Origin of the sequence: Staphylococcus sp. 11511212 (genome assembly GCF_011394755.1) — a bacterium.
GTDB classification, from domain to species: Bacteria; Bacillota; Bacilli; order Staphylococcales; family Staphylococcaceae; genus Staphylococcus; species Staphylococcus chromogenes.
Map to the genome: position 1 here is coordinate 105,859 of NZ_JAANBQ010000010.1, position 15,011 is coordinate 120,869.

The following is a 15,011-nucleotide window of genomic DNA, read 5'->3' on the forward strand; positions in this document are numbered from 1 at the left end:
AAATGAGAAAAAATTTAGTTTGGCTGTCTCAAGGTATCTAGAAAATTATGTTGTGCATTTGAATAAGCGTGCACAACTCACTTTTAAAGTAAAAGTTTCCGAAACTAAATAATCTAAAATATTTAGTTGTGCTCATTTGTGATTTTGTTTCTATAATAAGACTGTTAAATCAATGTTTTAAGGTTTTGTTAAAACAAATGGGTAAATGATAAAAATATTTTTAAAGAATATTAAGACAATGTAAAGAATAGTCTGGGTTGTTATTAGAAAAAATAGCGCCAAATAATTGTGCAACACGACAAAGTATAAAATAATCGAATGCCTCTATATATTAGTTAGAATTCAACATATATCAACTTATAAAACAATTATAAGCGTGTATAATCCATTCTTTAGAAAGAACAAATAAGTTTAACAATAATCATTAACGGTGATTTTTAAATAAGAAGTGGTAGACTTATAACTTGTAATATATAAATAGACACAATTATAGAGAGATATAATTGGGGAGGAATTTTTTGCATGACCAAAAAAATAAAACGCGTTCGAGACGTTATGATTATTTACCAAATAGAGCAAATAAATATTCAATACGTAAATTTACAGTTGGGACGACATCCATTTTAATCGGGGCCACATTAGTATTTGGTATTGATCACGATGCTAAAGCGGCTGAAACGACAACACCACCTGCAACGAGCACAACGACTGCCTCTGATACGACAGCTCAGCCGGCAACGACAGATACAACAACAGTTTCCACAAATACGACAGATTCTACATCAACAGCCACAAGCACTGCACAATCGACAACAGCGGATAGCACAACACAATCGACAGACTCAACAAATACAACAAACTCAACATCGACAGCAGACACATCAACATCCGCAAGTACCGCACAATCGACAACAGCGGATAGCACAACACAATCGACAGACTCAACGAATACAACAACATCAACATCGACAGCAGACACATCAACATCCGCAAATACCGCACAATCGACAACAGCGGATAGCACAACACAATCGACAGACTCAACAAATACAACAACATCAACATCGACAACAGACACATCAACATCCGCAAGTACCGCACAATCGACTACAGCGGATAGTACAACACAATCGACAGACTCAACAAATACAACAACATCAACATCCATTGCAGATACATCAGCTTCAACAAGCGCGACGTCATCAACAGTCGCTACTTCGACATCGACGAGCACCGCATCAGCAAGCACCGCGTCAACAACAGCTACATCTACGTCAACATCTACTAGTACGCCATCATCTACCACGCTTAGTAACTTCTCGCTAATGAGTGCAGCAGCACCTATGGCAGCGACAGCAGTCGCACCTGCAACAATTGATGTAGCCGCAGAACAAAATAACATTATCACTGCAGATGCGATTGCGAATGGTTATATTAAATCAGCGACTGATGCGACAAATGCAGCGAATACGCTTTCAGGTCGAGCTTGGCTGATTGATTCAGGAACACCATCGACAATGGCTAATGGATTAACGCCTGTTCCAGAAGGTACACCTGTCTACATGCAGTGGATTGATACGGATGGCGCAGTTTCTCCAATTTATCAAGCGAGTACAACGAACCAACTTAGTTCAGTTGATGGGAGTCAGGTAGGTCCAGGTGCGTATGCTTTTGACTTGCGCGAACCTTGGGTCGATGCTAATGGTACTAGTCATACGTATCGTGCCATTGATGGTCAATATTACCGTTTATGGATTAATGATTTTACGACGGCGAATGGCAACACGGCAACGATGTTACGTCAAGCGGGTGGCTTTTATCCTAATACATTTGTTAATTCAGTCACAAGTAGTAACTTAGGACAGTTTCCCTTAATAGGAACAAACATGCAACGTACAGGGATATTTATGTCCATCGTGCCAACAAATAATTATATGACAACGGACAATTGGATTGTCGATAATCAAGGACCTCTAACAAATCCATCGACAACCACAAGTGTGAATGACTTTATCAGTGGTAAAGTTTGGATAGAGTCAGGGGCTGGAGACTATGCGAACTCATCAACGGGACCGAACTATAACGCACCTTCTGATGTCGCTGGTGAGGGTTACCAAGTTGTGATGTCTTCTTTAACTGCTGAAGGTGCTAAAGCGTATGACGCCTATGTAAATAGTTTACCGAAAGACCAACAAACTGCAGCAGCACGTACATTATTACAAGCCAACCCACAGTACATTTCAGCGACAGTGACAGGTTATACGGATGCCAATGGAAATTATACTTTACGATTTCCTTCTGGAGCACTTGATTTAAATCATGTTTACGGCTATGTGTTAGACCCTAAAGGAAACCTAGTCAAATCATATTCGGCATTTACAACACCATTATTCCGCCCAGCAGACGCAAACTTATCGTTCACTCCGCAAACAGCACCATACGTGAGACCTGTGAGACATGCATGGGTGAATGTCAATTTTGCGGTCGTCGGTACGAACCTTACGAATATTAATATTACGAACTTTGATGTGACTGCCAATCCTGCAAAACCAGGAGATGTCGCTTATGTTGATGTAACGACTACAGCACTTTCGCCACTCCCAACGTATGTCGAATGGCGAGATTCAGCGGGTAATGTCGTTCAACGAAGTGCACAAGTGACAACAGAACAACAAGCCGAAGCCGCTGGGACTTTTACAATTCCTACAAATGCGAAGTCAGGGGAAGTTTACACAGTTTATATCGTTTCAGGTGACAACGATATTGCGGCGGATTCTTTGATTGTTCAAGTGGATCAAAATTCAGCGACATATCAACCGACTTATCCAACAACAACAGTCTCTCAAGGACAAACTTTAGTCGTGAATACACCATTAAATAGTGATGGTACGGCTTTACCAGCAGGGATATCTTATGAATCAGGAAATAATGTGCCAACATGGGCAACGGTCAATGCCGATGGGTCTATTACAGTGGCACCCGATGCTACAGTGACACCAGGAAGTTATAATGTTCCTGTGGTTGTATCATATCCGGATGGTTCTCGTGAAACAGTCTATGCGCCAGTGACAGTCAAAGCACCGGATGCGACAGTTTATAATCCAACAGCAACACCAGTGGACACACCATACGGCACTGCAACAACCGTAGACCAAGTGACAAGTAATGTAACGATTCCGGGATACCCAACAACAGGGCCACAACCTGTAATTACTTTGAATGATCCATCACAATTACCAGATGGGACAACACCAGGGACAGTGAACGTACCCGTGACTGTGACGTATCCAGATGGCTCAACAGATCAAATTACAGTGCCAGTGACAACAGGACAACCGCAAGCGACACAGTTTGATCCAACGGTGACACCTGTCAATAATCCATATGGAACGGCGACAACTGCAGACCAGGTGACAAGCAATGTAACGATTCCAGGTTACCCAACAACAGGTCCGCAACCTGTGATTACTGTGAATGATCCATCACAATTACCAGATGGGACAACACCAGGGACAGTGAACGTACCCGTGACTGTGACGTATCCAGACGGTTCAACAGATCAAATTACAGTTCCAGGCTTCCCAACAACAGGATCACAACCGACGTATACGATTCCAGCGGGAACAGTGTTACCAGATGGAACAACACCAGGAACAGTGGATGTGCCAGTAACCGTGACGTATCCAGATGGCACGACAGATCAAATCATAGTGCCAGTGACAACAGGACAACCGCAAGCGACAACCTATCAACCTGTAGGAGACCAAGTGAATAATCCATTTGGAACACCTACGACAGAAAATCAAATTGTTGATGCAGTGATTATTCCAGGTTATCCAACAACAGGTCCGCAACCTGTAATTAGTGTGAATGATCCATCTACACTTCCAGATGGGCAAACATCAGGCACAGTCGATGTTTCAGTGACTGTAACATATCCAGATGGTTCGACAGATCAAATTACAGTACCTGTGACAACAGGTAATACGCAAGCGACACAATATGACCCAACAGCCACTGCTGTGACGAACCCATACGGTACACCAACGACGCAAGATCAAGTATTAACTAACGTTACTGTTCCTGGATTCCCAACAACAGGCGCACAACCAAGCTATACACTTGCAGATGGAGCGACTTTACCAGATGGCACGCAATCAGGTACTTATAATGTTCCGGTGGTTGTGACCTATCCAGATGGCTCAAAAGATACAATTTCGGTACCTGTAACAGTAGGAGACGCCCAAGCCGTCACATACGATCCAACGTCAACACTTGTAGATACACCTTTTGGTACGGCAACAACTGAAAACGATGTCGTAAGTCATGTGGCCGTTCCAGGATATCCAACAACAGGAGTACAACCGACAATCACAGTGGATAATCCGTCATCATTACCAGATGGTCAAACACCAGGCACTTACAATGTCCCAGTGACAGTGACGTACCCAGATGGTTCAGTTGACCATATCACAGTGCCGGTAAATGTGGGACAACCGCAAGCGACACAGTATGATCCAACAGCGACACCGATTTCTAACCCTTATGGTACAGCGACTACAGCAGACCAAGTCTTAGGTAATGTTTCAGTTCCAGGCTTCCCAACGAACGGGGCGCAACCAAGCTATACACTCGCAGATGGCGCAATTTTACCGAACGGTACACAATCAGGTACATTTAATGTTCCTGTCGTTGTGACCTATCTAGATGGCTCAAAAGATACGATTAATGTCCCTGTAACAGTAGGAGATGCCCAAGCCGTCACATATGAACCGAGCGCAACGCCAATCTCTAATCCGTATGGCACAGCGACGACGTCAGATCAAGTCTTAGGTAACGTCACAGTTCCAGGTTTCCCAACGAACGGGGCGCAACCAAGCTATACACTCGCAGATGGCGCGACTTTACCGGACGGTACGCAATCAGGTACGTTTAATGTTCCAGTCGTGGTCACTTATCCAGATGGTACAACTGATACAATCAATGTTCCAGTCACAGTGGGAGATGCCCAAGCGGTCACATATGAACCGACATCCACACCAATTGATAAAAACTATGGCAGCGCAACTTCTGAAGCGGATGTTGTTAGTACTGTGACAGTGCCTAATTTCCCAACAACGGGAGATCAACCAACAATTACCGTTGATGATCCAACAACTCTTCCAGACGGCCAAACACCAGGAAACTATAATGTCCCAGTGACAGTCACATATCCTGACGGTTCCCAAGACCATATTTCAGTACCTATCACAGTAGGTCCAACAGAAGCTTCAACGTATCAACCAACGGCCACAGCTGTTGAAACACCATTTGGTACACCAACAACAGCGGATGAAGTGATAGGAAATGTCACGATTCCTGAATATCCAACGACAGGAGAACAACCTGTAATTACAGTCGATGATCCAACTACACTTCCAGATGGTCAAACAGCAGGAAATTATACAGTACCAGTTACGGTCACTTACCCAGATGGTTCCCAAGACCATATTACGGTTCCAGTTACGGTGACACCATCTCAAGCGTCAACGTATAATCCGACGGCAGGGGTCGTGAATAACCCATATGGCACACCGACAACAGAAGCACAAGTGACAAGTGAAGTCACAGTAACAGGTTATCCTTCAACAGGCCCTCAACCTGTGATTACAGTTGATAATCCAGCCGCTTTACCTGATGGTAGTGTCACTGGTACGGTGGACGTTCCTGTAACCATCACATATCCAGATGGCTCAGTCGATTACGTGACAGTTTCTGTGTCAACAGGAGACTCACAAGCGGTCACTTACGAACCAACCGCAACACCAATCAATAAACCATACGGTACGCCAACGACAAATCAAGATATGATTAGTCATGTGACAATCCCAGGTTATCCAACGACAGGAGAACAACCTATCATCAATGCGATTGATCCAAATACGCTACCAACAGGTTATACTTCAGGTACGTTTGAAGTCCCTGTGTTAGTGACGTATCCAGACGGCACTTCAGATTCAATCATTGTGACAGTCACAGTAGACGCCGAACCACAAAATAACCAATATGAACCAGTGACATCACAAGTGAATCAGCCATATGGCACACCGACAACAGAAACAGATGTCATGGGCAAAGTAACAATTCCAGGTTACCCAACAACAGGAGACCAACCGGTCATCACAGTGGATAACCCATCAACCTTACCAGACGGTAGTACGTCAGGCATATATGACGTTCCCGTGACGGTAACATATCCAGACGGCACGACAGATCATATTACAGTCCCAGTTGTCGTAGGTGCACAACCACAAAACACAGCATATGAACCAACAACAACACCGGTAGAAAAACCATACGGCACACCAACAACGACTGACGATATTATAGGAAGTGTAACGGTTCCAGGTTATTCAACAACGGGAGACCAACCGGTGATTACAGTGGATAACCCATCAACATTACCAGATGGAACAACGCCAGGCACATATGATGTACCAGTGACGGTAACGTACCCAGACGGTACAACGGACCATGTGACAGTTCCAGTGACAGTCGGTACATCTCAAGCAACACAATTCGATCCAACTGTTACAACTGTTAATACGCCATATGGTACGCCAACAACAGAAGCGGATGTGGTTGGCAATGTGACAATCCCAGGCTATCCAACAACAGGAGACCAACCCGTCATTACTGTAGATAACCCATCATCATTACCAGATGGCACAATTCCAGGTACAGTGGATGTACCAGTGACAGTGACGTACCCAGATGGTTCAGTAGATAAAATTACAGTGCCAGTCACAACAGGAGAAGCCCAAGCGACAACAAATGAACCAACGGTAGCGCCAGTGGAAAATCCATATGGCACACCAACAACAGTGGATGATATTACAAGCAGTGTGACAGTTCCAGGTTACCCAACAACGGGAGACCAACCTGTCATTACAGTGGATAATCCGTCATCATTACCAGATGGAACAACGCCAGGCACAGTCGATGTACCTGTAACAGTAACGTACCCAGATGGTTCTGTAGATAAGATCACAGTGCCAGTCACAACAGGAGAAGCCCAAGCGACAACTTATGAACCGACAACAACGCCAGTGGAAAAACCGTACGGCACACCAACTACGACTGAAGATATTACAAGCAGTGTGACGGTTCCAGGTTATCCAACAACAGGAGACCAACCAGTTGTAACGGTAGATAATCCATCAACATTACCAGACGGTACAATACCAGGCACATATGACGTGCCAGTGACAGTGACGTACCCAGATGGTTCGCAAGATCATACAACAGTGACAGTAACGGTAGGTGAGTCACAAGCAACTCAATATGAACCAGTTACAGGTCCTGTCAACAATTCATATGGCACACCGACGACTGAAGAACAAGTCGTTGCTCAAGTGACGGTACCGAACTTCCCAACAACTGGCGATCAACCAGTGATTACGGTAGATAACCCATCATCCTTACCAGATGGAAGTACACCAGGTACAGTCGACGTTTCAGTGACAGTGACATATCCGGATGGCACAGTTGATCATACGACAGTGACAGTAAATACAGGTGATACACAAGCGACGCAATATGAACCAACTGCTACACCTGTCGATAATCCTTATGGTACACCGACAACAGATAACCAAGTATTAGATCACGTGACGGTTCCAAATTATCCGACAACAGGAGATCAGCCAACGTATACGATTCCAAGTGGTACGACGTTACCAGATGGTTCACAATCAGGAACATTTAATGTTCCAGTCATTGTGACATATCCAGATGGTTCACAAGATATGATTAATGTTCCAGTCACTGTAGGAGAATCCCAAGCGGCTACAAATGAGCCAACAACAACACCGGTGGAAAAACCGTACGGCACACCAACAACGACTGAAGATATCACAGGAAATGTGACTGTACCGAACTTCTCGACAACAGGAGATCAACCGGTAGTAACAGTAGATAATCCAACATCATTACCAGACGGTACAACGCCAGGAACGTATGAAGTTCCAGTGACGGTAACGTACCCAGATGGTTCAGAGGATCACACAACAGTCACTGTAACGGTAGGAGAATCCCAAGCGACTACAAATGAGCCAACAACAACACCAGTGGAAAAACCATTTGGCACACCAACAATGACTGATGATATAACAGGAAATGTGACTGTACCGAACTTCCCACCAACAGGAGACCAACCAGTGATTACGGTAAATAATCCATCATCATTGCCAGACGGAACAACACCAGGAACATACGAAGTACCTGTGACAGTGACGTACCCAGATGGTTCCCAAGACCATACAGTTGTGACGGTGACAGTAGGTGAGCCGCAAGCAAACACTTACGAACCGACAACAACGCCAGTGGAAAAACCAAATGGAACACCAACCACGACTGAAGATATCACAGGAAGCGTGACTGTACCGAACTTCCCACCAACAGGAGACCAACCAGTGATTACGGTAGATAATCCATCATCATTGCCAGACGAAACAACACCAGGTACAGTAGATGTTCCAGTCACAGTAACGTACCCAGATGGTTCAGAAGATCATACGACAGTGACGGTGACAGTAGGTGAGCCACAAGCGAACACTTACGAACCGACAACAACACCGGTAGAAAAACCAAATGGCACTCCAACAACAGTGGATGATGTAACAGGAAGTGTGACTGTACCAAACTTCCCACCAACAGGAGATCAACCAGTAGTAACAGTTGATGATCCATCAACATTACCAGATGGTACAACACCAGGCACAGTCGAAGTTCCGGTGACAGTGACGTATCCAGATGGATCACAAGATCATACAACAGTTACTGTAACAACAGGGGTTTCTCAAGCTGAACAAAATAATCCAGGTTATCATGATGGCGTTGCTAAACCAGGTGAAACAATTCATATTCCACAAAATGGTGATTCAAATATGCCAGATGGCACAAAATATGAAGTTACGCCACATGTCCCTAGTGGTTGGAACATTACAGTAGATGAAACTACAGGAGAACTCACAGTGACGCCACCAAATAATGCACAACCAGGAACATCGATTGTGACAGAAGTTATCGTGCATTATCCAGATGGTTCAACAGAGGTTGTACAAATCATTATTACTGTAGGTGAAAAATCTGAGACACCATTACCAAGTCCAACACCACATGTTCCTTCGACACCAAATACAGACACGATTACGGGAGAACATGCGACACCAGGTCATTCAATTTGTGTGACATGGCCGAATGGCTCTGTGACAACAGTTCCAGTGAAAAAAGATGGTTCTTGGTCAGTCGCAATTCCTAAAAATATTGAAAATCAACCAGAACAACGTATTAATATAGTAGAAATCAATCATCAAGGACAGGTTTCAAAACCAACGACAATTCAAAAAGAACATGCGCCTGAAAAAGCGGGTCAGCATGAATTACCTGAAACAGGTCAAAATTCAGAAAAAACATCACCAATTTTATTAGGTGGATTGTTTGCCGCATTAGGTAGTCTGTTGTTATTTAGACGCAAAAAACAAGACAAAGAAACAAAATAAGAAGGATATAAAAAGAGGTAGCTGCGGCTGCCTCTTTTTTGGTTCTATACTTTTAATGGTGCGTGAGTGGTTCACTAGCCGTTATTTTTGTAGAAAAAGGACGCTTCATCAACTGATGTTGTTGACAAAGCGTCCTTAGTCATATTATTTCGTTTTTTTATAGAGTAACTGAGCGATGCGCAATAATACAATGCCATCGATAGTATTCGGATCCCAACCTGTAATGTCATGTATTTTTTTAATCCGATAGTTCAGTGTGTTGCGATGGATATATAAATCGTTGGCTGTTTTAACCAGCTTTCCATGATTTCGAAAATAAGCTTCCACCGTTTCGTTTAAATACTTATCCTCACCAAAATTCAGCAATTTTTTATAGTTCGTGACGAGTGACGTTTCATTACTCGGCGTATAGTGACTAATATTACGACAAATGGTTTCCAATTCATATTCTTTATACGTATGAACGCCCTCAGTTATGTCTAAACTACGAATCAGTTTTTGAAGAGAAATGGATTCATTGTAAGACTGTATCAAACCATGAATCCCAGTATTCATGGAACCTAACGTAATCAAAGATTTGTTTAAAATTTCATCTTGTTGATGTGTTTCTATAAAGTGTTTGATATCTTGTAACGTCGTGCCACGATTTTTATTGGTTTTAAAGATAAAGATGTAGTCTTGTGGCGTGATTTCAATCACATCATCGTTAGGGAGTTTCCAGTTATTAAGCGACTGTCGTAAATGTTTAATTTTTGATTTACTTATTGTATGAATTTGAATTAATCCGACAGTGAAAGTTTCATTTAAACCTAATTGTTCAAGAAGACCTTTTCGATTGTAACTTTGAATTTGACGGTCTTGGTTAAAAATAATGTGCGATAACATTTGAGTACGAGATAATTGGAAGTGATGTTCTTCTTCTCGTTCTTTTTCTTGTGTAATGATAAATTCTGCATTCAGTTTGAGTAAATGAGAATAGTCTCGCACAACGTCAGGATGATCTAAAATGATAACTGTACCATAAGCGACCCCTTCATGTTCAAAGGGTACAACAATGCATGGCGTCTCAGTTTGCCAAAATTTCATATCTTCTTCTTCTATTTCAATGGGTACATTTCGTTGAATTGAATGGAGCGCAGCCTTATGTGTATGTCCTAAAAATTCTGCTTTTGAGGCATCAATTACTTGACCGCTTTGGTTGGTGATAAGAATATCCTTCTTAATAATAGATGCTGTTTTTTTGAGTGCTTTATGTGCCCAATATTCTTTTCTCATTGAAGTTTCCATCCCCTGTCTAAAACAAAATCTGTATTTTCTAAATATTTGTTTGCTAGTATTGTTCATCAATCAAAAAATATATATATAAATCATAGCAATATAGTAACATTTAGAGATTGAAAGGTTGAATAATATGCCCATTACCCTTTGTGCATTTATACAATTGTCTTGTATTCAAATTGATACCTTCAATACTTTAAATAGCCCTAAAACATTGAGGGTAAACATTATTTTTAATAGAGTCAATAATCTTATTTATTAAGTAAATTTAAAAATATAATAGCCCGTTGTCAACTTTGACGAACATTTATGTTAAATTAAAACTATGTTGTCCTACTTATAGTTTTTAAAATAATTAAGTAGGGGGCAAAAACAATTTGTTAAAGGAGACCCATCGACTCTATGAAAAAATCAAACAAACGTCTTGATTTCTTACCGAATCGTCAGAATAAGTACTCTATTCGTAAATTTACAGTAGGTACAGCTTCTATTTTAGTGGGAGCCATTCTGTTATTCGGTGCACAAAATGACGCACAAGCTGAGGAAGCTCCAGCAGACAGTGCATCATCTACTACTGAAACTAAAGCATTAGATGTCTCTCCTGTGGAAGCGAGTACTGCAGAGGTAGCCCCAACTGCTCCAACAGAAACAACAGAAGCTACTTCTACAGAAGCAACAACAGAACCAACAACAACTGAAACATCTACTACTGAAACAACAACTGAAGAAGCAACTGCAGAGAAAGCGACATCTGAAACGAAACCTGCAGATTCAACTGAAACACCAGCTTCAACTGAAGAAGCGACGACAGAACCTGCATCAGCAGAACCAACGACAACAGAATCATCAACAACAGAACCAGCAACTGTTGAGCCTGCAACAACTGAACAACCTTCAAAAGAAGCAACAACTTCAAATGAAGTGACTTCAGAAGCACCATCTACTGAAAGTGCACCAGTTGATTCAACTCAAGAAGCACCTTCAGAGTCATCTACACCTGCAACTGAATCACCTGCAGTAGATGCACCGGCCATTACTAGTGAAGCAACTGCTGTTGACTATGTTGCGAATACAACATCATTATCATCAACAGAAGCAGAAACATTAGTGAGTGATTTAAATTTAGACTATAACAATTTAACACCAGAAGAATTACAAGCGGCATTAATAGATGGTTTAGTTGCTCAACAAAATGCGACGGCAACTGAGGCAACACCTCTAGATCGTCGTCAAACATCTGCATTATCTGATATTGATTCTGTAACTTATGGTACAACTGCTTTCCGTGCAGCTGTTACACCTGAGACAGCTTTAGCAGATAATGCTACTTACCAACCTTATGCGAAACAAGACCCTACAAACTATCGTTATGGTACATTAGGCGATGCAACAGAAGCGATTGCGAACACAGCTGAACTTCCAGCAGATACGCAATACACGTTCAAAGATAACAATGTCTTCCAACGTGTCGGTAACCAATTAGCAACAGTTGTTGCAACTTATGCGGATGGTACAACAGACGAAGTATTAGCACCTATTTACGTAAGCTATGCTTATGAAAAAGATGGTGTTAGCTACTCAGGCGTCCCTTATTCAGCGGAAAACAACTTTACTCGTACTGAAGAAGATGTACACATCGTACCAAATTTAGAAGATTTAAGTTCAACTGAATCACGTGCAGATAATACTATTGATTTTGATTTATCAGCTGTATTCAACCTAGTACGAGTTAATTCAGGTATGGAAACATACATCGAATTAGATGAACGTATCGCACAATATGTGACTTCAATTGATGGTAATATTGCTTCAACAGCAGCAGGTGCATCACCAGATCGTCCATTTGTTTGGGAACGTGTTGTAAATGCGAAAGGTGAACTAACAAACACTTGGAAAATGCGTTCATTCAACGCCCTAGCTTATTCTGATGGAGAAACATCAGTATTCCTTGGAGACCAGCCGTCTGTTTCACAAGTAAGTAGTTCAACAATCAACTTAAGTGATACAGTAGAAAACATATTTGCGAATGATCCATTATTACAAAATGGAGATTTAGCCTTCAGAACATATACATTGACAAAAGAAGGACAAATTGTTAATACAACTGACCGTACAAATTACTTCCAAGTGGCACAAGATGAAAAAGATACGTTAACTGAAGCGACAGCACTTACAGAACGTAACTGGTTTACAGGTTCAGGTGCGATTACACGTTATGAAGCGCAAGCGGGTAACAATGGTGGTATCGTATTTGACCAATATTTCACAAAATCATCAAATGGTACATTAAATGGATATGGCGCGCAACCAAACCGTGACTGGACATATAATTTTGAAATTGATCCACGTCTATTACCATATATTGACGATGTTGAAATTCATTACTTAGACGAAAATGGTGTCGATTGGACAGCAAGTACTGAACTAAGCGATCGTTTTGCAAATGAATCTTCATTAACGAAAAACCAAGGTTGGAACAACTTTGAATATCGTTACAATAATGGTACTTCAATTGAATCTGCGTACACAACAGGCACAACATGGAACGATACACGTGACGGTGCACCTGACAAAGATGCATACACAGTTCCAGATGTAGAATTACAACCAGGTCAAGGTTACATGAGCTTAGACGCAGTAATGATTAACGTTGATTCTCGTCAGTTAAACTTTAGACCAGGCTTAATCCAACCGGCTAAAGTACGTGTTGTAGCAACGCTTAAAGATGGCGTTTCAATTAATGATGTTTTAGGTCAAAACCGTGATGAAAACTTTGGTTTCACAGGTTACTTAGTGAATGGTAAAAATGAAATCATTCCAAATACAGCAGGCACAGGTTACTACCAAGCAATGGATGTTGATGGAGATGGTATCGTTGACGAAATCGACCCAAGCATTGAAACACCAGACGCACCACCTCAAACTGCAGATAACTTTACACCAGTAGGTCAACCTATTGAAACACCAGTGGGCGTCACACCAGATCCACGTGATGGTATTACTAACCTTGGAGAATTACCTCCAGATGCGACTTACAATTGGGAAGTTGTACCAAATGTTGATACACCAACGACACCAGGTAACCCAATCCAAGCAGCAGTTATCGTAACGTATGTTGATGGTTCACAAGATCGTGTTGAAGTACCAATTACAGTAACGGACACACCAGTGGCAACACCACCGGAAGCACCAGTTGTAACTAACCCACAACCAAATGACGGAACAGTAACAGGTACATCAAATGAGCCAGGTGGAACAGTAGTTGTGACATTCCCTAACGGAGAAGTCGTGACAGGTACAGTAGACGAAGATGGCACATGGACAGTAAACGTACCACCAACTGAAACGTTAGAACAAGGTGAGGTTATCACTGCTACAATCACAGATGATAATGGAAACACGTCAACACCAGGTAGTGGTACAGTAACTGACACAATCGCACCAGACGCACCAGTTGTAACTAACCCACAACCAAATGACGGAACAGTAACAGGTACATCAAATGAGCCAGGTGGTACAGTAACAGTAACGTTCCCTAACGGAGATGTTGTTACAGGTACAGTTGGAGAAGATGGCACATGGACAGTAGATGTACCACCGACAACAACATTAACTGAAGGTGACATCATTACTGCGACAGTGGAAGATGACAACGGTAACGTTTCTACACCAGGTAACGGAACAGTGACTGATACAATCGCACCAGACGCACCAGTTGTGAACAATCCACAACCAAACGATGGTACAGTAACAGGTTCAGGAGAACCAGGTGAAACAGTAGTTGTGACATTCCCTAACGGAGAAGTCGTGACAGGTACAGTTGGAGAAGACGGTACTTGGACAGTAAATGTACCACCAACAGAAACATTAGAAGAAGGCGAAGTTGTGACAGCGGTTATCACTGATGATAACGGAAATACGTCAACGCCAGGTAACGGAACAGTAACTGACACGATTGCGCCAGACGCACCAGTTGTGAACAATCCACAACCAAATGACGGAACAGTAACAGGTACATCAAATGAGCCAGGTGGTACAGTAACAGTAACGTTCCCTAACGGAGATGTAGTTACAGGTACAGTTGGAGAAGATGGCACATGGACAGTAGATGTACCACCGACAACAACATTAACTGAAGGTGACATCATTACTGCGACAGTGGAAGATGACAACGGTAACGTTTCTACACCA

Annotated in this window: 3 protein-coding genes; 2 read left to right on the forward strand and 1 reads right to left on the reverse strand. The window is 42.3% G+C overall.

What is annotated here, in order from left to right; translation table 11 throughout:
* Positions 1 to 518 precede the first annotated feature (518 nt).
* Entirely contained in the window at positions 519 to 9,542 is a 9,024-nt protein-coding gene (locus G8Y84_RS08570) for a Rib/alpha-like domain-containing protein (protein ID WP_165806289.1), read from the forward strand.
* Between the two features lie 144 nt (positions 9,543 to 9,686).
* Here the strand turns inward: G8Y84_RS08570 and G8Y84_RS08575 are convergent, their stop codons facing one another.
* Positions 9,687 to 10,817 carry a PucR family transcriptional regulator gene (locus G8Y84_RS08575; RefSeq protein WP_037577339.1) on the reverse strand — a complete coding sequence of 377 codons (1,131 nt, stop codon included), beginning with the start codon at positions 10,815 to 10,817 and terminating at the stop codon, positions 9,687 to 9,689.
* 405 nt (positions 10,818 to 11,222) lie between these two features.
* Here G8Y84_RS08575 and G8Y84_RS08580 point away from each other — a divergent pair.
* Positions 11,223 to 15,011 (forward strand): Ig-like domain-containing protein (locus G8Y84_RS08580; protein WP_165806290.1); only part of this gene is annotated, 3,789 nt, incomplete at its 3' end.